This is a genomic window from Streptomyces sp. NBC_01498, from assembly GCF_036327775.1.
In the GTDB taxonomy this organism is placed as follows: domain Bacteria; phylum Actinomycetota; class Actinomycetes; order Streptomycetales; family Streptomycetaceae; genus Streptomyces.
This window is the reverse complement of record NZ_CP109598.1, coordinates 1700047-1726170: the sequence shown is the minus strand read 5'-3', so window position 1 is coordinate 1726170 and position 26124 is coordinate 1700047. Positions and strand designations below refer to the sequence as shown.

The 26124-nt window shown below is 70.2% G+C and carries 23 protein-coding genes; 15 read left to right on the top strand and 8 right to left on the bottom strand.

The window, feature by feature from the left end; translation table 11 throughout:
* The first annotated feature begins 39 nt into the window (after positions 1 to 39).
* The 8 genes from tsf to OG875_RS07020 all read left to right on the top strand — a co-directional run bounded on the left by tsf (position 40) and on the right by OG875_RS07020 (position 9045).
* Positions 40 to 900, top strand: a complete 861-nt coding sequence (gene tsf / locus OG875_RS07055; protein ID WP_330173370.1) for a translation elongation factor Ts — start codon at positions 40 to 42, stop codon at positions 898 to 900.
* Positions 901 to 1099: 199 nt separating this feature from the next.
* Positions 1100 to 1879: a UMP kinase gene (gene pyrH / locus OG875_RS07050; protein ID WP_330173369.1), complete on the top strand. Its 780-nt coding sequence runs from the start codon at positions 1100 to 1102 to the stop codon at positions 1877 to 1879.
* Between the two features lie 129 nt (positions 1880 to 2008).
* Positions 2009 to 2566 carry a ribosome recycling factor gene (gene frr, locus OG875_RS07045; protein ID WP_031229369.1) on the top strand — a complete coding sequence of 186 codons (558 nt, stop codon included), beginning with the start codon at positions 2009 to 2011 and terminating at the stop codon, positions 2564 to 2566.
* On the top strand, positions 2566 to 3636 hold the full coding sequence (locus OG875_RS07040; protein WP_330173368.1) for a phosphatidate cytidylyltransferase: 1071 nt from the start codon (positions 2566 to 2568) through the stop codon (positions 3634 to 3636). The genes frr and OG875_RS07040 overlap by 1 nt, the downstream gene beginning before the upstream one ends.
* Before the next feature lie 178 nt (positions 3637 to 3814).
* The gene (rlmN, locus tag OG875_RS07035; protein ID WP_330173367.1) at positions 3815 to 4927 is read left to right on the top strand and encodes a 23S rRNA (adenine(2503)-C(2))-methyltransferase RlmN; all 1113 of its coding nucleotides are present in this window, start codon (positions 3815 to 3817) and stop codon (positions 4925 to 4927) included.
* A gap of 259 nt (positions 4928 to 5186) precedes the next feature.
* Positions 5187 to 6281, top strand: coding sequence for a thiamine ABC transporter substrate-binding protein (locus OG875_RS07030; RefSeq protein WP_330173366.1), 1095 nt, complete (start codon positions 5187 to 5189; stop codon positions 6279 to 6281).
* A gap of 101 nt (positions 6282 to 6382) precedes the next feature.
* Positions 6383 to 7996, top strand: coding sequence for an ABC transporter permease (locus OG875_RS07025; protein ID WP_330177633.1), 1614 nt, complete (start codon positions 6383 to 6385; stop codon positions 7994 to 7996).
* Positions 7997 to 8001: 5 nt separating this feature from the next.
* Positions 8002 to 9045 carry an ABC transporter ATP-binding protein gene (locus tag OG875_RS07020; protein ID WP_330177632.1) on the top strand — a complete coding sequence of 348 codons (1044 nt, stop codon included), beginning with the start codon at positions 8002 to 8004 and terminating at the stop codon, positions 9043 to 9045.
* Positions 9046 to 9121: 76 nt separating this feature from the next.
* Here the strand turns inward: OG875_RS07020 and OG875_RS07015 are convergent, their stop codons facing one another.
* From OG875_RS07015 to OG875_RS06995, 5 genes are all read right to left on the bottom strand, one after another.
* Positions 9122 to 10300 carry an LOG family protein gene (locus OG875_RS07015; protein ID WP_330173365.1) on the bottom strand — a complete coding sequence of 393 codons (1179 nt, stop codon included), beginning with the start codon at positions 10298 to 10300 and terminating at the stop codon, positions 9122 to 9124.
* Between the two features lie 79 nt (positions 10301 to 10379).
* Positions 10380 to 11534, bottom strand: coding sequence for a hypothetical protein (locus OG875_RS07010; protein ID WP_330173364.1), 1155 nt, complete (start codon positions 11532 to 11534; stop codon positions 10380 to 10382).
* Positions 11516 to 12244, bottom strand: coding sequence for an ABC transporter ATP-binding protein (locus tag OG875_RS07005; RefSeq protein ID WP_330173363.1), 729 nt, complete (start codon positions 12242 to 12244; stop codon positions 11516 to 11518). Before OG875_RS07005 ends, OG875_RS07010 begins: the two co-directional genes overlap by 19 nt.
* 318 nt (positions 12245 to 12562) lie before the next feature.
* Positions 12563 to 13942 (bottom strand): aspartate aminotransferase family protein, encoded by a 1380-nt coding sequence (locus OG875_RS07000; protein WP_330173362.1) that lies wholly within the window; start codon positions 13940 to 13942, stop codon positions 12563 to 12565.
* Positions 13927 to 14439: an Lrp/AsnC family transcriptional regulator gene (locus OG875_RS06995; RefSeq protein ID WP_330173361.1), complete on the bottom strand. Its 513-nt coding sequence runs from the start codon at positions 14437 to 14439 to the stop codon at positions 13927 to 13929. The genes OG875_RS07000 and OG875_RS06995 overlap by 16 nt, the downstream gene beginning before the upstream one ends.
* A gap of 175 nt (positions 14440 to 14614) precedes the next feature.
* Here OG875_RS06995 and OG875_RS06990 point away from each other — a divergent pair, with 175 nt between their 5' ends.
* The gene (locus tag OG875_RS06990; RefSeq protein WP_330173360.1) at positions 14615 to 16063 is read left to right on the top strand and encodes a gamma-aminobutyraldehyde dehydrogenase; all 1449 of its coding nucleotides are present in this window, start codon (positions 14615 to 14617) and stop codon (positions 16061 to 16063) included.
* A 614-nt stretch (positions 16064 to 16677) separates the two neighbouring features.
* Here OG875_RS06990 and OG875_RS06985 read toward each other — a convergent pair.
* Both OG875_RS06985 and OG875_RS06980 read right to left on the bottom strand, forming a co-directional pair.
* Positions 16678 to 17385, bottom strand: coding sequence for a glycerophosphodiester phosphodiesterase (locus OG875_RS06985; protein ID WP_330177631.1), 708 nt, complete (start codon positions 17383 to 17385; stop codon positions 16678 to 16680).
* Between the two features lie 119 nt (positions 17386 to 17504).
* Positions 17505 to 18530 carry an adenosine deaminase gene (locus OG875_RS06980; protein ID WP_330173359.1) on the bottom strand — a complete coding sequence of 342 codons (1026 nt, stop codon included), beginning with the start codon at positions 18528 to 18530 and terminating at the stop codon, positions 17505 to 17507.
* 162 nt (positions 18531 to 18692) lie between these two features.
* Here OG875_RS06980 and OG875_RS06975 point away from each other — a divergent pair, with 162 nt between their 5' ends.
* Positions 18693 to 19430, top strand: a complete 738-nt coding sequence (locus OG875_RS06975; protein WP_330173358.1) for a DUF4190 domain-containing protein — start codon at positions 18693 to 18695, stop codon at positions 19428 to 19430.
* A gap of 39 nt (positions 19431 to 19469) precedes the next feature.
* Here OG875_RS06975 and OG875_RS06970 read toward each other — a convergent pair whose 3' ends face one another.
* On the bottom strand, positions 19470 to 20036 hold the full coding sequence (locus tag OG875_RS06970) for an NADAR family protein (RefSeq protein ID WP_330173357.1): 567 nt from the start codon (positions 20034 to 20036) through the stop codon (positions 19470 to 19472).
* Positions 20037 to 20265: 229 nt separating this feature from the next.
* Here OG875_RS06970 and OG875_RS06965 point away from each other — a divergent pair, with 229 nt between their 5' ends.
* The 5 genes from OG875_RS06965 to OG875_RS06945 all read left to right on the top strand — a co-directional run bounded on the left by OG875_RS06965 (position 20266) and on the right by OG875_RS06945 (position 26119).
* Entirely contained in the window at positions 20266 to 21786 is a 1521-nt protein-coding gene (locus OG875_RS06965) for a gamma-aminobutyraldehyde dehydrogenase (protein ID WP_330173356.1), read from the top strand.
* A gap of 37 nt (positions 21787 to 21823) precedes the next feature.
* Positions 21824 to 23071, top strand: coding sequence for an ABC transporter substrate-binding protein (locus tag OG875_RS06960; protein WP_330173355.1), 1248 nt, complete (start codon positions 21824 to 21826; stop codon positions 23069 to 23071).
* Positions 23072 to 23223: 152 nt separating this feature from the next.
* Positions 23224 to 24390, top strand: a complete 1167-nt coding sequence (locus tag OG875_RS06955) for an ABC transporter ATP-binding protein (RefSeq protein WP_330173354.1) — start codon at positions 23224 to 23226, stop codon at positions 24388 to 24390.
* Positions 24387 to 25325, top strand: coding sequence for an ABC transporter permease (locus OG875_RS06950; protein WP_330173353.1), 939 nt, complete (start codon positions 24387 to 24389; stop codon positions 25323 to 25325). Before OG875_RS06955 ends, OG875_RS06950 begins: the two co-directional genes overlap by 4 nt.
* Entirely contained in the window at positions 25325 to 26119 is a 795-nt protein-coding gene (locus OG875_RS06945; protein WP_330173352.1) for an ABC transporter permease, read from the top strand. Before OG875_RS06950 ends, OG875_RS06945 begins: the two co-directional genes overlap by 1 nt.
* The last annotated feature ends 5 nt before the right edge of the window (positions 26120 to 26124 follow it).

Genomic DNA, 26124 nt, shown 5'->3' with positions numbered 1-26124 from the left:
CACCCGTAGATCTTCGACTTCCGAGAGAGATTCACAGACATGGCGAACTACACCGCCGCTGACGTCAAGAAGCTCCGCGAGCTCACCGGCGCCGGCATGATGGACTGCAAGAAGGCGCTCGTCGAGGCCGACGGCGATGTCGACAAGGCCGTCGAGGTCCTCCGCGTCAAGGGCCAGAAGGGCGTCGCCAAGCGCGAGAGCCGCAGCGCGGAGAACGGCGCCGTCGTCTCCCTCGTCGCCGACGACAACACCTCCGGCGTGCTGCTGGAGCTGAAGTGCGAGACGGACTTCGTCGCCAAGGGCGACAAGTTCCAGGCCGCCGCCAACGCGCTGGCCGCGCACGTGGCCGCGACCGGCCCCGCCGACATCGACGTACTGCGCGCCTCCGAGATCGAGCCCGGCAAGACCGTCCAGGCGTTCGTCGACGAGGCCAACGCCAACCTCGGCGAGAAGATCGTCCTGGACCGCTTCGCGCAGTTCCAGGGCGAGGGCAGCTTCGTCGGCACGTACATGCACCGCACCATGCCCGACCTCCCGCCGCAGGTGGGCGTTCTGGTCGAGCTGGCGAAGGGCAGTGCCGACGACGCCACGGCGGCCGCCGTCGCCAAGGATGTCGCCCAGCACATCGCCGCTTTCGCGCCGAAGTACCTGACCCGTGAGGACGTCCCGGCCGACGTCGTCGAGAACGAGCGCCGCGTCGCCGAGGCCACCTCCCGCGAGGAGGGCAAGCCGGAGGCCGCGCTGCCCAAGATCGTCGAGGGTCGTGTCAACGGTTTCTTCAAGGAGGTCACCCTCCTCGACCAGCCGTTCGCGAAGGACAACAAGAAGTCCGTCAAGAAGGTCCTGGACGAGGCCGGTGTCACGCTGAAGCGCTTCGCGCGCATCCGCGTCGGCGCCTGACGTTCCGGACACCGTCCCGGGGCCGAGCTCCCCGGGACAGCGCAGTCGTACGCGATCGACGGTGGACCCCGCTAGGGTCTACCGCAGCCGCCGGCCGGACACGCGCCGGACGGCCGCAGATCTGACGAGGAGGCCATTGCCGCTAGGGACACAGACCCATCGGCAATGGCCTTCTTCGTATGTGCACGAGGAGATCCCCATGAACAAGGGCGCGGACGCCACCCAGTCCACCGACGACAACGACGACCCCGGCAAGAAGGCCGGGCGTTTCATGCTGAAGCTGTCCGGTGAGGCGTTCGCCGGCGGGGGAGCACTCGGCGTCGACCCCGACGTCGTACACGCCATCGCCCGTGAGATCGCCGCCGTCGTACGCGACGGGGCGCAGATCGCCGTCGTCATCGGCGGAGGCAACTTCTTCCGCGGCGCCGAGCTCCAGCAGCGCGGCATGGACCGGGCCCGCTCCGACTACATGGGCATGCTCGGCACGGTGATGAACTGTCTGGCACTCCAGGACTTCCTGGAGAAGGAAGGCATCGACTCCCGTGTCCAGACCGCCATCACCATGGGGCAGGTCGCCGAGCCGTACATCCCGCTGCGCGCCGTACGGCACCTGGAGAAGGGACGCGTCGTCATCTTCGGCGCCGGCATGGGGATGCCGTACTTCTCCACCGACACCACCGCCGCCCAGCGTGCCCTGGAGATCGACGCCGAGGCGCTGCTCATGGGCAAGAACGGCGTGGACGGGGTCTACGACTCCGACCCCAAGACCAACCCCGACGCGGTGAAGTTCGACGCGCTGGAGTACGGCGAGGTGATCACCCGTAACCTCAAGGTCGCCGACGCGACCGCCGTCACCCTCTGCCGCGACAACGCCCTGCCGATCCTTGTCTTCGAACTCCTCGCCGAGGGCAATATCGCGCGCGCCGTCCGGGGTGAGAAGATCGGCACGCTCGTGAGCGACCAGGGCACCCGGGCCTGAACTCCGGCTGCCCCGCGCGGGGATGGACAAAGCCCTGCCGGTCGGACACCGTGCAGGAAGAAGACGCGACGCAGGTTCCGCGGGCCCACTGAGCACACCGGGCCCACTCAAGACACGCAGGAGCAAGTGGTGATCGAAGAGACCCTCCTCGAAGCAGAGGAGAAGATGGAGAAGGCCGTCCTGGTCGCCAAGGACGACTTCGCCGCGATCCGCACCGGTCGTGCGCACCCGGCGATGTTCAACAAGATCGTGGCGGACTACTACGGTGCCCTGACCCCGATCAACCAGCTGGCGTCGTTCTCGGTGCCCGAGCCGCGCATGGCGGTGGTGACCCCGTTCGACAAGAGCGCGCTGCGCAACATCGAGCAGGCCATCCGGGACTCCGACCTCGGGGTGAACCCGAGCAACGACGGCAACATCATCCGCGTGGTGTTCCCCGAGCTCACGCAGGACCGCCGCAAGGAGTTCATCAAGGTCGCCAAGACCAAGGCGGAGGACTCCAAGATCTCGATCCGCTCCGTGCGCCGCAAGGCCAAGGAGACGATCGACAAGCTGATCAAGGACGGGGAGGTCGGCGAGGACGAGGGGCGCCGCGCCGAGAAAGAGCTCGACGACACCACGGCGAAGTACGTCGCCCAGGTGGACGAGCTGCTCAAGCACAAGGAAGCCGAGTTGCTCGAGGTCTGATGAACGACTCTTCCTGGGGGGCCCCGCCGACCACCGGCTACTGGGGACCGCCTGACCAGGGGGCTGCCCCGGCGGGTCCCGCATACGATGAGCTTGACGCACAGCAGACTCGGCCCATGCCCATCGTGCCCGACGTACCCGCGAGCGGCGGGGCCCAGGATGACGACCGGGGGGCTGCTCGGCCGGGTGGCCCCCTGTTCCGTGACGAGATGCCGCAGGAGCCCATGTCCGCCCCTCCACCGCCCCCGCCGAAGAAGCGGGCGGGCCGCGATCTCCGTGCGGCCATAGGGGTCGGTGTGGGGCTCGGCGCGGTGATCGTGGCGTCCCTGTTCATCGTGAAGGCCGTCTTCATCGGCGTGATAGTGGTCGCCGTCGTCGTCGGGCTGTGGGAGCTGACCTCCCGGCTCGACGAGAAGAAGGGCATCAAGGCGCCCCTGGTCCCGCTCGCGGTCGGGGGCGGGGCGATGATCGTCACCGGGTACGTACGGGGCGCGGAGGGCGCCTGGGTCGCCACCGCGCTCACCGCCCTCGCGGTGCTCGCCTGGCGCATGACGGCGCCGCCCGAGGGCTATCTCAAGGATGTGACGGCGGGCGTCTTCGCGGTGTTCTACGTCCCCTTCCTCGCGACGTTCGTCGCGATGATGCTGATGGCGGACGACGGGGCGCAGCGCGTGCTCACGTTCCTGGTGCTGACGATCGTCAGCGACACCGGCGCGTACGCGATCGGCTGGCGTTTCGGCAGCCGCAAACTGGCACCGCGGATCAGCCCCGGCAAGACCCGCGAGGGGCTTCTCGGGGCCGTGGGATTCGCGATGGCGGCGGGCGCGCTGTGCATGGAGTTCCTCGTCGAGGACGGCACCTGGTGGCAGGGACTGCTCCTCGGTCTGGCCGTCGCGGCCAGTGCCACGCTCGGGGACCTGGGCGAGTCGATGATCAAGCGGGATCTCGGCATCAAGGACATGGGGACGCTGCTGCCGGGGCACGGCGGCATCATGGACCGCCTCGACTCGCTGCTGCCGACCGCTCCGGTGGTGTGGCTGCTGCTGGTGGTGTTCGTCGGCTCGGGCTGAGCCGTTTCCGTACCGGTTACCCTGGTGAGGCCCGCCGTCCCGGACGGCGGGCCTCACCGCGCTCCGCGGTCGCGGGGCCAGGCACCTGAGGTCTCCTGGCACCGGCAGTGTGCCCGCGCCCTCCCTCCCGCAGCCGGCGGGGAACACCGGCCTCGTCGTACCGAGGAGAAAACAGCTCATGGCCCCGCCCATTCCCGGAGAACTCACCTTCGTCGCGCCCCGCGGCGCCAAGAAGCCACCGCGGCACCTCGCCGACCTCACGCCGGAGGAACGACGTGAGGCCGTCACGGCGCTCGGCGAGAAGGGGTTCCGGGCCAAGCAGTTGTCGCAGCACTACTTCGCCCGGTTCGCGCACGACCCCGCCGAGTGGACGGACATCCCCGCCGCCGCGCGGGAGAAGCTGGCCACGGGGCTGCTGCCCGATCTGATGTCCGTGGTGCGGCACATCTCCTGCGACGAGGACACGACCCGCAAGACGCTGTGGCGGCTGCACGACGGCACGCTCGTCGAGTCCGTCCTGATGCGCTATCCGGACCGGGTCACCATGTGCATCTCCTCGCAGGCCGGCTGCGGCATGAACTGCCCGTTCTGCGCCACGGGGCAGGCGGGACTGGACCGTAACCTGTCCACCGCCGAGATCGTCCACCAGATCGTGGACGGCATGCGCGCGCTGCGTGACGGTGAGGTCCCCGGCGGCCCCGCCCGGCTGTCCAACATCGTCTTCATGGGCATGGGCGAGCCTCTCGCCAACTACCGCCGCGTCGTCGGGGCGATCCGGCGGCTCACCGACCCCGAGCCGGACGGTATCGGCCTCTCGCAGCGCGGCATCACCGTCTCGACGGTGGGCCTCGTGCCCGCGATGCTGCGCTTCGCCGACGAGGGCTTCAAGTGCCGGCTCGCGGTCTCGCTGCACGCCCCCGACGACGAGCTGCGGGACACCCTGGTACCGGTGAACACCCGCTGGAAGGTGCGGGAGGTGCTGGACGCCGCCTGGGAGTACGCGGAGAAGTCGGGCCGCCGGATCTCCGTCGAGTACGCCATGATCCGCGACATCAACGACCAGGCGTGGCGTGGGGATCTGCTGGGCCGGCTGCTCAAAGGCAAGCGGGTGCACGTCAATCTGATCCCGCTCAACCCGACGCCCGGCTCGAAGTGGACCGCCTCCCGCCCCGAGGACGAGAAGGCGTTCGTCGATGCCGTGGCGTCCCACGGGGTGCCCGTGACGGTGCGGGACACCCGCGGTCAGGAGATCGACGGGGCGTGCGGCCAACTGGCGGCCACGGAGCGCTGAGCACGGCTGTGCGGCCCCGTCGGGGGCACCTGTACGCTGGGGTCCGAACGAATCACATAGTCCGACAGGGGAGCGCCACAGCGCTGAGAGTGCGGCAGAGGCTCGGAAGAGTCCCACCGTCGCAGACCCTCTGAACCTTGCCCAGGTCATTCTGGGTAGGAAGTTCGGTCATCACTCAAGCTGTTGTGCCCTGCCCTGCTCCGGTCCGCCGGTGCGGGGCGGGGCCGCGTCTTCTCCTGGAGACCCCAGGAGGATTGCCGTGCGTAGCACGAAGAAGCTGGCGGCCGGCGCCGTCGCCGCCGCGTTGGGCGTCTCCACGCTCGCCGCCTGCGGCGGTGGGTCCGAGGACTCCTCGTCGCCCGACGGGGCCACGTCCACGAGCGTGACACTCGTCGCCCACGACTCGTTCGCCGCCTCGGACTCCGTACTGAAGAAATTCACCGAGGAGACGGGCTACACCGTCAAGGTGCTGAAGAGCGGCGAGGCCGGCGAGGCACTCAACAAGGAGATCCTCACCAAGGGAGCGCCCCAGGGCGACGTGTTCTTCGGAGTCGACAACACGCTGCTGTCCCGTGCCCTCGACAACGGTCTGTTCGCGCCGTACGAGGCGAAGGGCCTCGACCAGGTCCGCACCGACGTACGGCTCGACGACGCGCGGCACCGTGTCACCCCCGTCGACACCGGGGACATCTGCGTCAACTACGACAAGAAGTACTTCGCGGACAAGAAGCTGGCGCCGCCGGAGACCTTCGCCGACCTGACGAAGCCCGCCTACAAGGACCTCCTCGTCGTCGAGAACCCCCAGCAGTCCTCACCGGGCCTCGGCTTCCTGCTCGGCACCGTCGCCGCGTACGGGGACGACGGCTGGCAGGACTACTGGAAGAAGCTCAAGGCCAACGGCGCGCAGGTCGTGGACAGCTGGGAGCAGGCGTACAACGAGGACTTCTCCGGCTCGGCGGGCGGCAGGAAGGCGAAGGCGGAGCGTCCGCTCGTCGTCTCGTACGCGTCGAGCCCGCCCGTCGAGGTCCTGTACGCCGACCCTCGGCCCGCGGAGGCCCCGACAGGCGTCGCGGCGGGTACCTGCTTCCGCCAGATCGAGTTCGCCGGCCTGCTCCAGGGGGCGAGGAACGAGGCGGGCGGCAAGGCACTCCTGGACTTCCTGCTGACCAAGACCTTCCAGGAGGACCTGCCGCTCACCATGTTCGTCAACCCGGTCGTCGACGGTGCGAAACTACCCGCGCTCTTCACCGACCACGGGGCGGTCGTAGACGATCCCCAGACCATGGCCCCGGAGCGGATAGCCGAGAACCGCGACGCGTGGATCCAGTCGTGGTCCTCACTCGTAGTCAAGTAGGCGCGGACGCCGCGCGGAAGGGCGGGCGGCGACCGCGGACGGTCGGGAGCGACGCGGTGCGCGGCGCACACCGACGGGGCCGCGCCGTACGCCTCGGCCTGATGGTGGTGCCCGTCGCCTTCTTCGCCGTCTTCTTCGCCTACCCCGTCGCGGCGATCGTCGGCCGGGGACTGAGAGCGGACGGCGCCTGGCACTGGGGCAGGTTCGGCGATGTGCTGGGCCGGCCCGACATCGGGCAGGTGCTGTGGTTCACGACGTGGCAGGCCGTTGTCTCCACCGTCCTGACCTTGCTGATCGCGCTCCCCGGCGCCTACGTCTTCGCGCGCTTGGCGTTCCCCGGCAAGCAGCTTCTGCGCGCCGTCGTGACGGTGCCGTTCGTGTTGCCCACCGTCGTCGTGGGTACGGCGTTCCTCGCGCTGCTCGGACGTGGCGGGCTGCTCGACGAACTGTGGGGCGTGCGGGCGGACACGACGGTGTGGGCGATCCTCCTGGCGCACGTCTTCTTCAACTACGCCGTGGTCGTCCGCACCGTGGGCGGTCTCTGGGCGCAACTCGACCCCCGTCAGGAGGAGGCCGCCCGGGTCCTGGGCGCCGGGCGGCTCGCGGCGTGGTGGCGGGTCACATTGCCCGCGCTGGGCCCGGCCGTCGCCGCGGCGGCGCTGATGGTCTTCCTCTTCACCTTCACGTCCTTCGGCATCGTCCAGATCCTGGGTGGTCCGGCGTACTCCACCCTCGAGGTGGAGATCTACCGGCAGACCGCGCAGTTGCTGGATCTGCCCACCGCCGCAGTCCTGACGATCACTCAGTTCGCCGCGGTCGGCGCGGTCCTCGCGCTCCATGCCTGGACCGTACGGAGGCGTGAGACGGCCCTGAATCTGGTCGACCCCGCGGGGACGGCGCGCAGGCCGCGCGGAGCCGGGCAGTGGGTGCTGCTCACCGGGGTGCTCGGCACCGTACTCGTGCTGATCCTGCTGCCGCTGGGCGTGCTGGTCGAACGGTCCCTCGACGGCCCCGCCGGCTATGGCTTCGACTACTACCGGGCGCTCCGTTCGGTGGAGGCGAGCGGTGGGACGTTCCTCGTACCACCGTGGGAAGCCGTCGGGAACTCCCTGCGCTACGCCCTGACGGCCACCGCCGTCGCACTTGTCGTGGGCGGGCTGGCGGCCGCGGCACTCACCCGGCGGGCGGGGCGTATCGTACGGGGTTTCGACGCGCTGCTGATGCTCCCGCTGGGTGTCTCCGCCGTGACGGTCGGCTTCGGTTTCCTGATCACGCTGGACAAGCCGCCGCTGGACCTGCGGGCGTCCTGGATCCTTGTGCCGCTCGCCCAGGCGCTGGTGGGGGTCCCCTTCGTCGTACGGGTCATGCTTCCCGTACTGCGGGCGGTGGACGGGCGGCTGCGTGAGGCCGCGGCCGTTCTGGGGGCGTCGCCGCTGCGCGCCTGGCGGGAGGTGGATCTGCCGATGGTGCGCATGGCGGTGCTGGTGGCCGCCGGGTTCGCCTTCGCGGTCTCGCTCGGCGAGTTCGGTGCCACGGTCTTCATCGCGCGGCCCGACCGGCCGACACTGCCGGTGGCCGTGGCGCGGCTGCTGGGGCGGCCCGGTGACCTCAACTACGGGCAGGCGATGGCGCTCAGTACGGTCCTGATGGTGGTGTGCGCCGTGTCGCTGCTGGTGCTCGAACGTATCCGTACCGATCGCTCCGGAGAGTTCTGATGGCCCTGCTCACCCTTGAGGACGTGACCGTGCGGTTCGGGCGGCGTACGGCGCTCGACGCGGTGGACCTGGAGGTCACCGAGCGGGAGATCGTCTGCGTACTCGGCCCGAGCGGCAGCGGTAAGTCCACTCTGCTCCGCGTCGTTGCCGGCCTTCAGTCCCCGGAGACGGGACGGGTGTCACTGGAGGGCACCGACCAGGCGGGGGTGCCGGTGCACCGGCGTGGCGTCGGGTTGATGTTCCAGGACCACCAGCTCTTCCCCCAGCGTGACGTCGCGGGGAACGTCGCCTTCGGGCTGCGCATGCGTGGCGAACAACGCGGTGAACAGCGGCGACGTGTCTCCGAGTTGCTCGACCTCGTCGGTCTTCCCGGCAGCGAGCGCCGCGCCGTCGCGACACTGTCCGGCGGAGAGCAGCAGCGCGTCGCCCTGGCGCGCGCGCTCGCTCCCCGGCCCCGGCTCCTGATGCTCGACGAACCACTGGGGCAGCTCGACCGGAGTCTGCGCGAAAGACTGGTGGTCGAACTGCGCGGCGTGTTCGGCGCGTTGGGTACGACGGTGCTCGCCGTCACACACGACCAGGGCGAGGCATTCGCGCTCGCGGACCGGGTCGTGGTGATGCGTGACGGGCGTGTCGCCCAGACCGGCACCCCCGTGGAAGTCTGGCAGCGCCCCGCCTCCGCGTTCGTGGCGCGTTTCCTCGGCTTCGACAACGTCGTCGCGGCCACGGTGCGCGGCGTCGACGCCGACACCGCCTGGGGCACGCTGCCCGTGCCGGCCGGCTCGCCCCAGGGCCCGCGCACCCTGCTGGTACGTCCCGCCGGCGTACGGCTCGGGGGCCCCGGGACCGGACTGCGCTGCACCGTCGGCGCACGCACCTTCCGGGGCAGCCACGTGGCTGTCCTGCTGCGCCCCACCGACGGGCCGGAGTTGGAGGCCGAGTGCGGCTTGCGCGACGTGCCCGACGAGGGAGCGACGGTCGGGGTCGGCTTCGTCGCGGAGGACGTGGTGGTCCTGGACGAACGGGAACCGGAGCGGGCCGACCCCTGATGCCCGACGACGGTCGGGACCTCAACAGGCCACGACGGGGCGGCTTGTTGAGGCGACCTCCTGCCCAGTCGATCGGTCAAGCCGAGAGCCGGGCCAGGGCCTCGGGCGCTTCCGCCACGGAGTCGACCAGCGCGATACGGGATTCCATCGAGCGCTCCCGGGCCAGCGACATGAGCAACGGCCACGCCGGCAGCCGCTCCGTCCAGTGGGCACGGTCGACCAGGACCATGGGCGTCGGTTCGCCGCGTGATTGGTAATAGTTGGGCGTCGCGTTGTCGAAGATCTCCTGGACGGTGCCCGCGGCGCCGGGCAGGAAGACGACTCCGGAGTTGCAGCGGGCGAGCAGGCCGTCCTCGCGGGTCGCGTTGGCGAAGTACTTCGCGATGTGGCCGGCGAAGGCGTTCGGGGGTTCGTGCCCGTAGAACCAGGTGGGGATGCCCACGGAACCGTCGCCCCCGGGCCAGCGGCCCCGTACCTCGAACGCGGCGCGCGCCCAGTCGGAGATCGACGGGCTGAACGACGGCGTCTTGGCAAGGATCCCGAGGGCCTCGTCCAGCATGGCGTCCGGATGCGGGGCGGCGTACGCGCCGAGGTTGGCAGCCTCCATGGCGCCGGGGCCGCCGCCGGTGGCCACGGTCAGCCCCGTACGCGCCAGTTCACGTCCGAGCCGCGCCGCCCCGCCGTACGCGTCCGTACCCCGTGCCATGGCATGGCCGCCCATCACACCGACGACCCGTGCGCCGACGAGGAGTTCGTCCAGCGCGTCGGAGATGGCGTCGTCGTGGACGGACCGCAGCATCGAGGCGAGGATGTCGCCGTCGGCCTTGGTCCGCTGGAACCACTCGTAGGCGAGGGCGTCCGGCGTCGCTTGGTACCCGCCCGTGTCCAGGTTCTCGAAGAGGTGCTCGGGTGTGTAGAGCAGTCCCCGGTACGGGTCGAAGGGGAGATGCGGGACGGGAGGGAAGACCAGGGCCCCGTCCGCGCGTATCTTCGCCGTGGCGTCCGGGGCCATCGGGCAACCGAGGAAGACCGTTTCGGACGTGTCGGTGGACAGCAGAGCGAGCGTACGGTCCGTCAGGTCGACGGACTGGACACGGAAACCGCTCAGTGTCCCACTCAGGATCACCTGGTCGAACTCGCCCAGGGTCTCTATCTCGCGGTCCAGGCCGTCCGCCCGGTGTTCCCAGCGCCCCGGGGCCCTTTCCTCCGCTGCCGGCTGTGCTTCATGTCCGTCGTGTCCTTCGCCGTACGCCATGCGGACACGATAGGCCCCTCGTACGGACGCAGAACCGCAGTTCGAGCGTGCAGGCCGGCGCGGAGTGCCGAGACGTTGTTCAGCCGGTGAGCGGCACCGCGGCCAGTGCCGCGACCAGCCACGTCAGCGGACCGAACACGGCGAGCAGCGCGCCTGCCCGCAGCGCCGACGCGGTGCGCAGGAGCCCCGCCGGGGCGCCCACCCGGACCAGCGCCGCCGTCGTCCCGGTGCGGGCGTGCCTGGCCTCAAGGAGCGCTGTCGCCAACGTCGCCACGGTGCACCCCACGACGAGCGTGGCACCGAGGCCCGTGAGCGGACCGAACGGACGCGGATCACCGGGGCCGTACAGCGTCGCGGCCGCGAACCCGCCGGACACGACGGCGCAGACGACGCCCAGCGGGCGGCCGATGCGTACCGCCTCGTCCATCAGGACACGCCCCGCGAGCAGTCTCGTCGCGCCCGGACGGAGCGACTGGAGGAGCCGGCCGCAGAGGTGCGCGATACCGGGACCCGCCAGGGCCAGGCCGAGCGCCGTCAGCGACCAGCCGAGCAGCACACCGGCCGGGCTCCCGTCGAAACGTCCCGGCAGCGGCAGCGGGGCTCCCGACCCGCCCCGGCTCGCGTACGTCTCGACGGCGAGCCCGGCCGCGGTCAGAGCCACACCCCAAGGCAGCCCCGACGGGGCGGGCTTGGGCGTCGTCGCGTGCTCGTCGGACTCGTCGGCCGGCCCCGTCCCGCGCGGACGCAGGGCGACTCCCGTGGCGACCGCGGCGAGGACCGGGACGACGGTGAGCAACGTGAGGACGGCGGCCAGCGGCAGTGGCCGCCCGGCACCGAGGAGGTCCGACGCGGCGCCGTCGAACGGCAGCCCCGTGAGGTCGCCCCGCAGATGGAGGAAGAACAGCAGCGCCACCACACTGCCGAGCGTGCAGGACAAGGCGGTGGACGCCGCGGTCAGCGCGGTGAGCTGCGCCCGGCCGAGGCCCACCGCCGAGAGGCCGGAGCGCGGCCGGGTACTCGGATCCAGACGGGCCACCGCGACGGCGAACTGCACCGTGGCGCCGAGCGGGAGCAGACACCACAGCAGGCGCAGCGACGAACCGGCGGGATGGTCCACGGCCCACCCGAGCGTGCACAGCAGCAGGAAGCCGACCCCCGCCGACGCCGCGGCCACGAGCAGTCTGCGCAGCAGGACGAGGGGGCGGCCGCCACGGGCTAGACGGAGAGCGAGCACGCTGCCTGGCCTTCCGCCTCGGCCGGCCCCGGGGCGCCCACACGGCGGCCGTCGGCCAGGACGACGGTGCGGTCGGCGAGCGACGTGACCTCGTCGTCCAGGGTGGCGATCACGACGGTGATGCGGTGCGAGCGCGCCGCCGTCGTCAGGGTGCGCAGGACCTGCGCGCGCTCGGCGGCGTACAGCGGGGCCGTGGGTTCGTCGGCGAACAGTACGGCCGGCGCGCCGACGAGGGCGCGGGCCACGGCGACGCGCTGGCGCTGCGACTGGAGCAGGGCGTGCGGACGTCTCCGGGCGCACGCGCTGATGTCGAGCCGCTCCAGCCACTCGAGGGCCGCGGCCTTCGCCGCGCGGCGTGAGGAGCCGCGGAGCAGCAGCGGCAGCGCGGCGTTCTCCCACGCGTTGAGCTCCGGGACCAGGACCGGGTCGGAGTCGATCCAGCCGAAACGGTCGCGCCGGAGCCGTTCGCGCAGCACGGGAGGCATGGTGTGGACGGCGGTGCTGTTGAACCAGACCTCGCCGTCCTCCGGGACGATCTGACCCGAGAGACAGCGCAGCAGAGTCGTCTTTCCGCTGCCGCGCGCGCCGCTGACGGCGAGGATCTCGCCCTCGCGCACACCGAGCGAGACGCCGCTGAGCGCGGGTGAGCCGCTGTGCGAATGGTGCAGTGAACGCGCCCAGAGCACGTCGTCGTCCGGCGGGGCAACCATGGCGTACACCTCGGTTCGGTCGGGCTCGGTGACGAGCTGACGTACCGCGCCCCGTTCGGGCAGAACGAGGCGAAGCCGATCGGTACTGCACCGTAAGGATCGACAACGAGGTGAGTACACGGCACGCGGCCCGGGCGCCGCCCTTTGCACTCGAACGGGGGCACCCGGGCCGTCAGGCGGCGGAAGAGCGCGGGGCAACGACGCGGAGCGGGGCGCCCCGTACGCAGCGCCGTCACCACGGGCTCGTCGGCGTCCCACGGAACGCCGCCTCGCCTCGTGGGCCCCGCCTTGGACGCCCCGCCCCGTACGCCGCGGCGATCAGAGCTTCGTCCACGCCTCCGTGAGGACGGTGCGCAGAATCTGCTCGATCTCGTCGAACGTCGACTGATCGGAGATCAGCGGCGGCGCCAGCTGTACGACGGGGTCGCCGCGGTCGTCGGCGCGGCAGTAGAGCCCGCTGTCGTACAGGGCCTTGGAGAGGAAGCCGTACAGGACGCGCTCCGTCTCCTCGTCCGTGAACGTCTCCTTGGTCGCCTTGTCCTTGACCAGTTCGATGCCGTAGAAGAAGCCGTTGCCCCGTACGTCGCCGACTATCGGCAGGTCGTGGAGCTTGCGCAGCGTCGAGAAGAACGCGCCCTCGTTGTCGAGCACGTGCTGGTTGAGGCCCTCGCGCTCGAAGATGTCGAGGTTGGCGAGCGCGACGGCTGCGGAGACCGGGTGGCCGCCGAAGGTGTAACCGTGCAGGAAGGTGTTGTCACCTTCGTAGAAGGGCGCGGCGAGGCGGTCGGAGATGACGCAGGCGCCGATCGGTGAGTAGCCCGACGTCATGCCCTTGGCGCAGGTGATCATGTCCGGTACGTAGTCGAACTTGTCGCACGCGAACATCGTGCCGAGCCGGCCGAAGGCACAGATGACCTCGTCGGAGACGAGCAGCACGTCGTACTGGTCGCAGATCTCGCGGACCCGCCGGAAGTACCCCGGCGGGGGCGGGAAACAGCCGCCGGCGTTCTGCACGGGCTCCAGGAAGACGGCGGCGACCGTGTCCGGGCCCTCGAAGAGGATCTGCTGCTCGATCTGGTCGGCGGCCCAGCGGCCGTACGCCTCCGGGTCGTCGCCGTGGATCGGGGCGCGGTAGATGTTCGTGTTGGGCACCTTGCGCGCACCCGGGACCAGTGGCTCGAACGGGGCCTTGAGGGCCGGCAGGCCGGTGATGGACAGTGCCCCCTGCGGCGTGCCGTGGTAGGCGACGGCGCGCGAGATGACCTTGTACTTGGTGGGCTTGCCGGTCAGCTTGAAGTACTGTTTGGCGAGCTTCCAGGCGGTCTCGACCGCCTCACCGCCGCCGGTGGTGAAGAAGACCTTGTTGAGGTCGCCGGGCGCATGGTGGGCCAGCCGCTCGGCCAGTTCGATCGCCTTCGGGTGGGCGTAGGACCACACGGGGAAGAAGGCGAGTTCCTGGGCCTGCTTGTAGGCGGTCTCCGCCAACTCGTGCCGCCCGTGGCCCGCGTTGACCACGAACAGGCCGGACAGGCCGTCCAGGTAACGCTTACCCTGGGCGTCGTAGATGTAGGTGCCCTCACCACGCACGATGGTGGGCACGGGTGCGTTCTCGTACGACGACATGCGGGTGAAATGCATCCACAGGTGGTCGTAAGCGGTTTTGGAGAGGTCCTTGCTCACGGCTATCGGGTTCCCCACATGTAGGTCTGCTTCTTCAGCTTGAGGTAGACGAAGCTCTCGGTGGAGCGCACGCCGGGGAGCGCGCGGATCCGTTTGTTGATGACGTCCAGCAGGTGGTCGTCGTCCTCGCAGACGATCTCCACGATCAGGTCGAAGGAGCCCGCGGTCATCACCACGTACTCGCACTCGTCCAGTTCCGTCAGCGCGTCCGCCACCGTGTCGAGGTCGCCCTCGACCTTGACGCCGACCATCGCCTGGCGCCGGAAACCGACGGTCAGCGGGTCGGTCACGGCCACGATCTGCATGACGCCCTGGTCAAGCAGTTTCTGGACGCGCTGGCGTACGGCCGCCTCCGAAAGGCCCACGGCCTTGCCGATCGCGGCGTAAGGGCGCCGTCCGTCCTCCTGGAGCTGTTCGATGATCGCCAGGGACACGGAGTCGATCGCCGACGACGATCCGCTTCCGTGCCCGTTCCTGGGGTCTGCGCTACGACTGGCCACCGGCTCACTGTGCACCGCGACTCGTCCGTCTCGCAACCCTGAAGCGATGATATTCGTTGTTCGGAGGTCTCGATATGACTGAATCCGAAGTTGAGAGGTGTTGGGCCTGTCGAATGCGTCGGCCGAGCGCTTAAGGTGGGGTGTCTCACCCATCGGACATCCGGCATGACTTCTGTAAGGAGGGGTGGCAGTGACCACCGAGCTGCGCCGTCTGCGTAACTACATCAACGGGGAGTTCCGGGACGCGGCCGACGGACGGACCATCGAGGTGGTCAACCCGGTCACGGGGGAGGCGTACGCCACGTCCCCGCTGTCCGGCCAGGCCGACGTCGACGCCGCCATGGAGGCCGCCGCCGCGGCGTTTCCCGCGTGGCGCGACACCACCCCGGCCAAGCGCCAGAGGGTGCTGCTCAAGATCGCGGACGCCTTCGAGGAGCGCGCCGAGGACCTCGTCGCGGCCGAGTCGGAGAACACCGGCAAGCCGCTCGAACTGACCCGCACCGAAGAGATCTCGCCGATGGTGGACCAGATCCGGTTCTTCGCGGGGGCGGCGCGGATGCTCGAAGGGCGCTCGGCCGGCGAGTACATGGAGGGATTCACCTCCATCGTGCGCCGTGAGCCGGTGGGCGTCTGCGCGCAGGTCGCCCCGTGGAACTACCCGATGATGATGGCGGTGTGGAAGTTCGCCCCGGCGCTCGCGGCGGGCAACACCGTCGTACTGAAGCCGTCGGACACCACCCCCGCCTCCACGCTGCTGATCGCGGAGATCATCGGCGCCATCGCGCCCAAGGGCGTCTTCAACGTCATCTGCGGCGACCGTGACAGCGGGCGCGCCATGGTCGAGCACCCGACTCCGGCGATGGTCTCCATCACCGGCTCCGTACGGGCCGGGATGCAGGTCGCCGAGTCCGCGGGCCGGGACGTCAAGCGCGTGCATCTGGAGCTGGGCGGCAAGGCGCCCGTCGTCGTCTTCGAGGACCTCGACAGCGAGGCGATCACCAAGGCCGTCGAGGAGATCTCGGTGGCGGGCTTCTTCAACGCCGGGCAGGACTGTACGGCGGCGTGCCGGGTGCTGGTGCACGAGGACGTCCACGACGAGTTCGTGGCGGCGCTGGCCAAGGCCGCCGCCGAGACCAAGACGGGGGCTCCGGACGACGAGGACGTGCTGTACGGGCCGCTGAACAACGCCAACCAGCTCAAGCACGTCTCGGGCTTCATCGAGCGGCTGCCGGCCCACGCCAAGGTCGAGGCGGGCGGTCACCGGGTCGGGGACACGGGGTACTTCTACGCGCCGACCGTCGTCTCGGGGCTCAAGCAGGACGACGAGATCATCCAGAACGAGGTGTTCGGGCCCGTCATCACGGTGCAGTCGTTCTCGGACGAGGCGCAGGCGCTGGAGTACGCGAACGGGGTCGAGTACGCCCTCGCCTCGTCGGTGTGGACGAAGGACCACGGGCGCGCGATGCGGATGTCCAAGAACCTGGACTTCGGCTGTGTCTGGATCAACACGCACATCGTGCTGATCGCCGAGATGCCGCACGGTGGCTTCAAGAAGTCCGGCTACGGCAAGGACCTGTCGGCGTACGGCTTCGACGACTACACCCGGATCAAGCACGTGATGACGTCGCTCGACGCGTGAGCGGCGTGAGAGGGGCGGACTGCTGAGGCGCGCCCGCTGGCGGTGTGCTTCGGTCCTCAACTCGCGGAGACGTCGCACGGGTTGGCGCCCGACGCGTGGGCGGTGCGAGGCACCTGGGCCGGTGAGACTCCTGCCGCAGTGCCCGTGGGCGCCAACTGGCTGAGACGTCGCACGGGTTGTGGCCCGGGGTTGGCGCTCGATGCGTGTGCGGTGCGAGGGGCCGGGCTGGTGGGGCGCGTGCTCGCGGTGTGCGTGGGCGCCAACTGGCGGCGACGTCGCCCGGGTTGGCGTTCGACGTACGCGTGGTACGAGGTGCCTGGGCCGCTGAGGTGCCTGCTGCGGTGTGCCTGGCTCGGCAATCGGCAACTCGCGGAGACGTCGCCCGAGTTGGCACACGCGCGGGGCGGAGGGCGGGCCTGTTCGCAGGTCCGCCCTCCGCCCTATCCGTCGTCCGTCGCCTCCGCGCGGGGCCGTATGTCCCTCGGAGCCCAGTCCCGCCGCGACGGGCTCCGTCGTCCCGCAGCCGCCGGCGGCTGCGGTTACGCCCCGACGGGGCACCCCGCTGCCTGACCGCCGGTGGTTGCGCCCGCCCCGTCGGCCGCCCGCCTACCGGTCTACGCCCCGGTCGGCCGGTCCCGGCCGAGGACCTTCGTGAGCGTGTCGATGCGGTTGCTGGTGATCGAGTCGACTCCCGCCGCGACCAGGCGTCGCATGCTGCGCCGGGTGTCGGCCGTCCAGGAGGACACCAGCATCCCGTCACGGTGGACCCGCTCCGTCAGTTCCCGGCTCACCAGACCGAAGCGGTAGTTGAGCCAGCGGGGCCGTACCGCCTCCACCAGTACGGGGCGCGGCGGGGACAACGACTGCCACGTCATGGCGATCTCGGCGTCCGGGTCGGCGGCCCGTACGGCGAGCATCGCGTCGGCGCCCGCGCAGTAGTACACCCGCTCCGCCGCGCCGCAGGCGCGCACCGTCTCGACCACCCGGCGCACCGTCGCCGCCGTGGCCCCCGGCAGGTCGACCATGAGGCGGGCGTTCCCCACCGTTCCCGGTGCCAGGAGCACTTCCTGGAGTGTCGGTACGCCGCCCCGTGTGACCGTGCCCACCTCGGCATGGGTGAGCGCGGAGACGGCCAGGTCGTGCCCCCACAGCCGTTCCAGCGAGGCGTCGTGCAGCAGGACCGGTACGCCGTCGCGGGTGACGCGTACGTCGATCTCGACGGCGTCCGCGCCCCGTTCCAGGGCGGAGCGGACCGAGGGAAGTGTGTTCTCGCGGACGCGGTACGGGTCGCCCCGGTGTCCCACGGCCACGACCGCCAGCAGGGCGTTGCTGGGCCGCGCGTCCTCCACGCCCCCGTCGCCCGTGGCGTCGGGGCTGATGCCCGTACCGCCGCCCAAGCTGTCCGTACCGCCCTTGCCGCCAGCGGGGCCCCCTGCGGCCGTCACTTGGCGAGCCACTGCGCCGTGTACGTGTCGATCTCGGCGTTCAGCCGCTTCTTGCCCGCCGGGTCGAGGAACGAGGCCTCGACGGCGCCCTTCGCGAGCTCCGCCACCCCCCGCTCGTCCAGCTCCAGGAGCCGCGCGGCGACCGCGTACTCGTTGTTGAGGTCGGTGCCGAACATGGGCGGGTCGTCGCTGTTGACCGTCACGAGCACACCCGCGGACACCAGCGTCCTGATCGGGTGCAGTTCGATGTCGGTGACCGCGCGCGTGGCGATGTTGGAGGTGGGGCAGACCTCCAGGGGGATGCGGTTCTCGGCGAGGTACGCCATCAGCTCCTCGTCCTGGGCGGAGCTGATGCCGTGACCGATCCGCTCCGCGCGCAAATCCTTCAGCGCGTCCCACACCGTGCCGGGCCCCGTCGTCTCGCCCGCGTGCGGCACCGAGTGCAGCCCCTCGGCGATCGCCCGGTCGAAGTGGGGCTTGAACTGCGGCCGGGGCACGCCGATCTCCGGCCCCCCGAGACCGAACGACACCAGGCCCTCGGGCCGGAGGTCGACGGCGAGCCGCAGGGTCTCGTCCGCGGCCTCCAGGCCGGCCTCGCCCGGAATGTCGAAGCACCACCGCAGGACGACGCCGAACTCCGCCTCCGCCGCCTTCCGCGCGTCCTCGATGGCCTCCATGAAGGCGACCTCGGGGATACCGCGCCGGGTGGAACTGAACGGGGTGATCGTCAGCTCGGCGTAACGGACGTTCTGCCTGGCCATGTCGCGGGCGACCTCGAAGGTCAGCAGCCGGACGTCCTCCGGCGTTCGCAGCAGATCCACCACGGAGAGATACACGTCGATGAAGTGCGCGAAGTCGGTGAACACGAAGTAGTCGGCCAGCGCCCCGATGTCGGTCGGCACCTGGGAGCCGGGGTGCCTGGCCGCCAGCTCGGACACGATACGGGGCGAGGCCGAGCCCACGTGATGGACGTGCAGCTCGGCCTTGGGCAGCCCTGCGATGAAGGGATGAAGGTCGGTCATCGGGTCCTCCGCGTGCTGGGCGGCGGCGGAAGGGATGCCGCCGTCCGCCGGGCAGGACGTCCCCCTGCCCAGGGCCGTTTCCGGACGGTGGCCATCGTAGGCGGGGCGCCGGAAGCATCCGGCATTGGCCTTAGCATGACGGAATCACGATGGGGGAGGACCATGTCAGACAGCAGCGCGCAGCCGCCGGGGGGCGGCGGGCCCCGCGATCCCTGGGCGCCGCCGGAGCGCACGGTGCCCCTGGACAAGCCGGCCCGGACGCCGCACGTCCAGGATCAGCCGCCGGTCAGGCCCGTGTACGACCAGCCGACCGTCACCGCGATACCCGGCGCGGCCCCGCCGGGCGCGCCCGTTCCGGCGCCCTTCCCGGGGCCGGGGCAGGCGGGACAGGCTCCCGGGGCCGTACCGCCACCGCCGACCGCCCCCGGAGGACCGGCCCCGGCGCCCACCGGTCCGTACGGCTACCCGGGAGCGCCCGCCGCGCCCCAGCACACCGGCGCGGGCTACCCCGGCTATCCGGGTTACGGCTATCCCGGATACGGCCACACAGGCTGGCAGCCCCCGGCGGCGAACGGCATGGGTGTCGCCGCGATGACGCTGGGCATCCTCTCGATCTGTCTGTTCTGCGTCTACGGCATCGTCGGCGTCATACTCGGCACCCTCGCCGTGATCTTCGGAGTCGTCGGCAGGAAACGCGCCGAGCGGGGCGAGGCCACCAACGCCGGTCAGGCCCTCTCGGGGATCATCACCGGCACCATCGGCATCGTGCTCGGCGCGATCACGATGGGCCTCATCATCTGGGGCATCACCGACGCGATCAACAACGAGGACGACGACTTCGACTACGACAGCGGCATCGACGACTACTCCGCGATCCTCCTCGTGGACGCCGGCCGCTGACCGCGCGGCGGGGGACGGCCGGCGGCCCCCGGCGCGGCGTCAGGCGCCGGCCGCCTCCTCACGGAGCCGTTCACGCGTCTCCATGAGCGCGAAGCCCAGCAGATTGAGCCCCCGCCAGCGCGCCGGATCCTGTGCCCGCTCGTCACCCTCGGCCAGTCCGATGCCCCATATCCGGTCCATCGGGCTGGCCTCGACGAGCACCCGGTCGCCGGTGCCCAGCAGATAGTCGCGCAGCCGGTCGTCCTGCCGGAACTTGTGAAGGTTGCCCTCCACGACGATGCCGGACCGCTCGCGCTGCCACACGGCCTCGTCGAAGCCCCGCACCAGCCGTCCGGCCTTCTTGGCCTGCGCCGGACCAGGAGCGGTCAGCGCCACCCGCTCCGCGTCCGCGTCGCCGAAAAGCCGGGCCTTGGCCGCCATCATCCAGTGCTCCGCCGTCGCGTACTCCACCCCGTCGACCGTGAACGACGACTCCCACCACTGGCTGAGACAGCTCGCGCCGATCACGCCGTCGGGCCGCGGGGCGGGTCCCCAGAAGTACACGTACCTGACCTTCTCCCCTCGCCCCGTACGGTCGGCCAGCGCGCTCACCGTGATCATCTCCATGGCACGGGAGTCTGCCAGCCACCACTGACAGTCCGTCTGCCGATTTACGGGAGGCAGCGACACAAGGTCAACCGATTCCGTCGCGTAACCAAAAGGCAACAACGGAATCACTTGTTGGACGCCCCATGCTCTGTCAGTATCGGCACTCAATTCAGGCCAGAACAACACTGACGGCTTCGGGTCGACCGTGGCGACGGCCGGGAACACGGCCGGAAGGACGGAGAGCGCCATGGGCAACCGTTTCCCCGCGCGGGAACGCTTCGCGGACGGTGCGCAGTTCATCGACGGACGGCTGCGCCCCGGAACCTCGGGCCGCACGCACACCGTGGTCGACCCGGCGACGGGCGCGGACGTGCTCACGTACGAACTGGCGGGGACGGCCGACGTCGACGCGGCCGTCGCCGCCGCGCTCGCCGCGTACCCGGGCTGGGCCGGCGCCACGCCGGGGGAGCGTTCCGACGCGCTTCAGCGCTTCGCCGCCGTACTCGCGGAGCGGGCGGCGGACTTCGCGGCGGCCGAGTCGCTCCAGTGCGGCAAACCGATCAAGCTGTCCACGGAGTTCGACGTACCGGGGACCGTCGACAACGCCGCGTTCTTCGCCGGCGCCGCACGTCATCTGGAAGGCGCGTCGGCGGGGGAGTACAGCGGCGACCACACCTCCTACGTACGCCGTGAACCGCTCGGTGTCGTGGGCTCTGTCGCGCCCTGGAACTACCCGCTCCAGATGGCGGCGTGGAAGATCCTTCCGGCGGTCGCCGCGGGCAACACGATCGTGCTGAAGCCGTCCGAACTCACTCCGCTGACCTCGCTGATGTTCGCCCAGGCGGCGCGGGAGGCGGGCATCCCCGACGGTGTGATCAACATCGTCAACGGCGCGGGCGCCGACGTCGGCGAGCACCTCGTCGGCCACCCCGACGTCGTCATGACCTCCTTCACCGGCTCCACCGCCGTCGGCAGGCGCGTCGCCGAGATCGCCACGGCCACCGTCAAACGACTGCACCTGGAACTCGGCGGCAAGGCCCCGTTCCTGGTCTTCGACGACGCCGACCTGGAGGCCGCCGTCCAGGGCGCCGTCGCGGGCGCCCTCATCAACACGGGGCAGGACTGCACCGCCGCCACCCGCGCCTACGTCCAGCGGCCCCTCTACGAGGCCTTCGTGAGCGCCGTCGCGGCGCTGATGGAGACGGTGCGCCTCGGCGACCCGTTCGCCCCGTCGACCGACCTGGGGCCGCTCATCTCGCACGCGCACCGCGACCGCGTCGCCGGCGTCGTCGACCGGGCACGCGGCTACGCCCGCGTCGTCACCGGCGGCTCGGCCCCCGACGACGCCGCCCTGGCCGACGGCGCGTACTACCTCCCCACACTCGTCGTGGACGCCCCACAGGACAGCGAGATCGTCCAGTCGGAGATATTCGGCCCCGTCCTGGTCGTCCTGCCCTTCGACTCCGACGACGAGGGGCTCCGCCTGGCCAACGACACCCCGTACGGCCTCGCGGCGTCCGTCTGGAGCCGCGACGTGTACCGCACGGGGCGCGCCACCCGTGAGATCAAGGCCGGCTGCGTGTGGGTGAACGACCACATCCCGATCATCAGTGAGATGCCGCACGGCGGCTACAAGGCGAGTGGTTACGGAAAAGACATGTCGTCGTACTCGTTCGAGGAGTACACCCAGGTCAAACATGTGATGTACGACAACACCGCGGCCGTCCGGAAGGACTGGCACCGCACCATCTTCGGGGACCGTCCCTGACCCTCCTCCCCTCTCCTCACCCGAAAGGGCACCGCCCATGGAGCAGTACGAGCCCGACCGTCTCTCCGCGGCCCAGACAGCCGCGACGCGTCGCAGCCTCAGCAACGGACGGGGCGCGCTCAGCCGCCGTTCGCTGCTGCGCGCCACCGGCGCCGGGGCGCTCACGATCGGCGGCGTGGCAGGTCTCGGCGCCTGCGGGATTCCTCCCGCGAAGCGCGAGGGCGGGGGTCCCGCGTCCACGGACCACTCGGCGAAGGAGAAGCGCGTCGTCTTCTCCAACTGGACCGAGTACATGGACGTCAGCGAGGACGAGAAGAGCTATCCGACCCTGGAGGCGTTCACGAAACGCACCGGGATCCAGGTGAAGTACACGGCGGACATCAACGACAACGTCGAGTTCTTCGGCAAGATCCAGCCGCAGCTCGCCGCCGGCCAGGACACGGGGCGCGACCTCATCTGCGTCACCGACTGGCTCGCCGCCCGCATCATCCGGCTCGGCTGGGCGCAGAAGCTCGATCCCTCCAACCTCCCCCACGCGTTCGCGAATCTGTCCCAGCAGTTCCGCTCGCCGGACTGGGACCCGGGGCGCGCGTACTCCTATCCGTGGACCGGGATCCCCTCCGTGATCGCGTACAACCTGAAGGCCACGGGGGGCCGCAAGATCGAGTCCGTCTCGCAGCTTCTCGACGATCCGGACCTCAAGGGGCGGGTGTCGATGCTCTCCGAGATGCGGGACTCCATCGGACTGACGCTGCTCGACATGGGCAAGGACCCGGCGTCGTTCACCGACGACGACTACGACGGCGCCGTCGCCCGGATCCAGAAGGCCGTCGACAAGAAGCAGATCCGCCGCTTCACCGGCAACGACTACACGGCGGACCTCAGCAAGGGCGACATCGCGGCGTGCGTCGCCTGGGCGGGCGACATCGTGCAGCTCCAGGCGGACAACCCGGACATCCAGTTCGCCATACCCGAGTCCGGCTACATGATCTCCAGCGACAATCTGCTGGTCCCCGCCAAGGCCCGGCACAAGACCAACGCCGAGAAGCTCATCGACCACTACTACGAGCTCCCCGTCGCCGCGCAGCTCGCGGCGTACATCAACTACGTCTGCCCCGTCGAGGGCGTCCGTACGGAGCTCGCGAAGATCGACGAGTCGATGGCGGCGAACCCCCTGATCCTTCCGGACGCCGAGATGGCCTCGAAGTCCCACGCCTTCCGCTCGCTGAGCGGTGAGGAGGAGACGGCGTACGAGGAGAAGTTCGCCAAGCTCATCGGCGCCTAGGCCCCGTCCGGCGAAGATCCGCCGGACAGGAACCGGGCCCAGGCCGGGTCCGCCGCCTCCCCGCCGACCGCCTCGCAGGGGCCCCGCAGGGGTCCAGCAGGCCCCGTCCGCTCCGTGCTCCGTTTTCCCCCAAGACTCCGGGATCGTTATCCATGACTGAGACCGCATCCACCGACCGGGGCGGCGACGACGTCCGCCTCACCGGGATAAGCAAGTCGTACGGCTCCTTCCACGCCGTGAAACCCCTCGACCTGACCGTTCCCGAGGGCTCGTTCTTCGCCCTCCTCGGCGCCTCGGGCTGCGGCAAGACCACCACGCTGCGGATGATCGCCGGCCTGGAGGACCCCACCACCGGATCGGTCTTCCTGGGCGACAAGGACGTCACCGGCCTGCCGCCCCACAAGCGCCCCGTCAACACCGTCTTCCAGAGCTACGCGCTCTTCCCCCACCTCGACATCTACGAGAACGTCGCCTTCGGCCTGCGCCGGCGCGGCGTGAAGTCGGTGAAGAAGCAGGTCGGCGACATGCTCGACCTGGTCCAGCTCGGTGACTTCGCGAAGCGCAAACCGCACCAGCTCTCCGGCGGTCAGCAGCAGCGCGTCGCCGTGGCCCGCGCGCTCATCAATCACCCCAAGGTGCTGCTGCTCGACGAGCCGCTGGGCGCGCTCGACCTCAAACTGCGCCGTCAGATGCAGTTGGAGCTCAAGCGCATCCAGACCGAGGTCGGCATCACCTTCGTGCACGTCACGCACGACCAGGAGGAGGCCATGACGATGGCCGACACGGTCGCCGTGATGAACGCGGGGCGGGTCGAGCAGCTGGGCGCCCCGGCGGAGCTGTACGAGAACCCGCAGACCACCTTCGTCGCCAACTTCCTCGGCACCTCCAACCTCATCGAGGCCGACGTCGCGGAGAAGTCCGGCGACCAGGTGGTGGTGACGTCGGCGGGCGTCGCCCTGAGGCTGCCCGCCGAGCGCTGCCCGGCGGGGGTCTCGGACGGTGGCCGGCTGCTCGTCGGCGTACGCCCCGAGAAGATCTCCCTCACGCACGCCGACGACGAGAGCACCGTCCCCGCGGGCCGCAACCGGATCACCGGCCGCGTCGTCGACTCCAGCTTCATCGGAGTCTCCACGCAGTACGTCATCTCCAGCCCCGTATGTGGGGAGTTGGAGGTCTACGCGCAGAACATCGAGCGCGACGGACGGCTCGCTCCGGGCGCCGAGGTGGTCCTGCACTGGAACCCCGCCCACACCTTCGGGCTCGACGCCGCCCAGGACATCGACGCGGGCGTCAAGACGGTGGACGAGGAGGCGTCGTGACCACCACGGAGGCGCCACCGGCGCCCGCCGCACCGCCGCCCGCCGCCGACCCGGCCGTCCGCGCCGTCCCGCGCCGCCGGCGCCTCGTGCCGTACTGGCTGCTGCTGCCCGGCATCCTGTGGCTGCTGGTCTTCTTCGCGCTGCCGATGGTCTACCAGGCGTCGACCTCCGTGCAGACGGGCTCGCTGGAGGAGGGCTTCCAGGTCACCTGGCACTTCCAGACCTACTGGGAGGCGCTCCAGGAGTACTACCCGCACTTCGTGCGCTCGCTGCTGTACGCGGGCACCGCCACCGTCCTGTGCCTGGTGCTCGGCTACCCGCTCGCGTACCTCATCGCCTTCAAGGCCGGCCGCCGGCGCAACCTGCTGCTGGTCCTGGTCATCGCCCCGTTCTTCACCAGCTTCCTGATCCGCACGCTCGCCTGGAAGACGATCCTCGCGGACGACGGCGCGGTGGTCGGGGCGCTGGACACCCTCCGGGTGCTCGACGTGACCAGCTGGCTCGGCTGGACGGCCGACGACCGCGTCCTGGCCACGCCCATGGCGGTCGTCTGCGGCCTCACGTACAACTTCCTGCCGTTCATGATCCTGCCGCTCTACACCTCGCTGGAGCGCATCGACGGCCGGCTGCACGAGGCGGCCGGGGACCTGTACGCGAGGCCCGCGACCACCTTCCGCAAAGTCACCGTCCCGCTGTCCATGCCGGGCATCGTCTCCGGCACGCTGCTCACCTTCATCCCGGCGAGCGGCGACTACGTCAACGCGGAACTGCTCGGTTCCACCGACACCAAGATGGTCGGCAGCGTGATCCAGAGCCAGTTCCTGCGGGTGCTCGACTATCCGACCGCCGCGGCGCTCTCGTTCATCCTCATGGCGGTCGTGCTGGTCGTGGTCACCGTCTACATCCGCCGTTCAGGGACGGAGGACCTGGTCTGATGCGCTGGATCCGACGCAACGCTGTCGTCGTCGCGGGGCTGCTCACGCTCGCGTACATGATTCTTCCGAATCTCGTCGTGCTGGTGTTCTCCTTCAACAAGCCGAAGGGGCGCTTCAACTACGCCTGGCAGACGTTCTCACTGGACGCGTGGAAGGACCCGTGCGGCGTCGCGGACCTCTGCGAGTCGCTGACGCTCTCGTTCCAGATCGCCGTCTGGGCGACGATCGGGGCCACGGTACTCGGCACCATGATCGCCTTCGCCCTGGTGCGTTACCGCTTCCGGGCACGCGGCGCGGTCAACTCGCTGATCTTTCTGCCGATGGCCATGCCCGAGGTCGTCATGGCCGCCTCGCTGCTGACCCTGTTCCTGAACATGGGGGCGGAGTTGGGCTTCTGGACCGTCCTCATCGCGCACATCATGTTCTGCCTCAGCTTCGTGGTGACGGCCGTCAAGGCACGGGTGATGTCCATGGACCCGAAGCTGGAGGAGGCGGCGCGCGACCTGTACGCGGGGCCGGTGCAGACCTTCGTACGGGTCACCCTGCCGATCGCCGCGCCGGGCATCGCGGCGGGCGCGCTGCTCGCCTTCGCCCTCTCGTTCGACGACTTCATCATCACGAACTTCAACGCCGGATCGTCGGTCACCTTCCCCATGTTCGTCTGGGGATCCGCGCAGCGCGGCACACCGGTGCAGATCAACGTCGTCGGGACGGCGATGTTCGCCGTCGCGGTACTGATGGTCATCGGCGGCCAGTTGATCAGCGACCGGCGCAAGAAGGCCGCGACACCCTGAGCGGA

Excerpts from the sequence above, each read along its gene's own strand:
- tsf (WP_330173370.1), top strand. The coding sequence starts at position 40 with ATGGCGAACTACACCGCCGCTGACGTCAAGAAGCTCCGCGAGCTCACC.
- pyrH (WP_330173369.1), top strand. The coding sequence starts at position 1,100 with ATGAACAAGGGCGCGGACGCCACCCAGTCCACCGACGACAACGACGAC.
- OG875_RS07040 (WP_330173368.1), top strand. The coding sequence starts at position 2,566 with ATGAACGACTCTTCCTGGGGGGCCCCGCCGACCACCGGCTACTGGGGA.
- rlmN (WP_330173367.1), top strand. The coding sequence starts at position 3,815 with ATGGCCCCGCCCATTCCCGGAGAACTCACCTTCGTCGCGCCCCGCGGC.
- OG875_RS07025 (WP_330177633.1), top strand. The coding sequence starts at position 6,383 with ATGGTGGTGCCCGTCGCCTTCTTCGCCGTCTTCTTCGCCTACCCCGTC.
- OG875_RS07015 (WP_330173365.1), bottom strand. The coding sequence starts at position 10,300 with ATGGCGTACGGCGAAGGACACGACGGACATGAAGCACAGCCGGCAGCG.
- OG875_RS07005 (WP_330173363.1), bottom strand. The coding sequence starts at position 12,244 with ATGGTTGCCCCGCCGGACGACGACGTGCTCTGGGCGCGTTCACTGCAC.
- OG875_RS06980 (WP_330173359.1), bottom strand. The coding sequence starts at position 18,530 with ATGACCGACCTTCATCCCTTCATCGCAGGGCTGCCCAAGGCCGAGCTG.
- OG875_RS06975 (WP_330173358.1), top strand. The coding sequence starts at position 18,693 with ATGTCAGACAGCAGCGCGCAGCCGCCGGGGGGCGGCGGGCCCCGCGAT.
- OG875_RS06970 (WP_330173357.1), bottom strand. The coding sequence starts at position 20,036 with ATGGAGATGATCACGGTGAGCGCGCTGGCCGACCGTACGGGGCGAGGG.
- OG875_RS06965 (WP_330173356.1), top strand. The coding sequence starts at position 20,266 with ATGGGCAACCGTTTCCCCGCGCGGGAACGCTTCGCGGACGGTGCGCAG.
- OG875_RS06960 (WP_330173355.1), top strand. The coding sequence starts at position 21,824 with ATGGAGCAGTACGAGCCCGACCGTCTCTCCGCGGCCCAGACAGCCGCG.
- OG875_RS06955 (WP_330173354.1), top strand. The coding sequence starts at position 23,224 with ATGACTGAGACCGCATCCACCGACCGGGGCGGCGACGACGTCCGCCTC.
- OG875_RS06945 (WP_330173352.1), top strand. The coding sequence starts at position 25,325 with ATGCGCTGGATCCGACGCAACGCTGTCGTCGTCGCGGGGCTGCTCACG.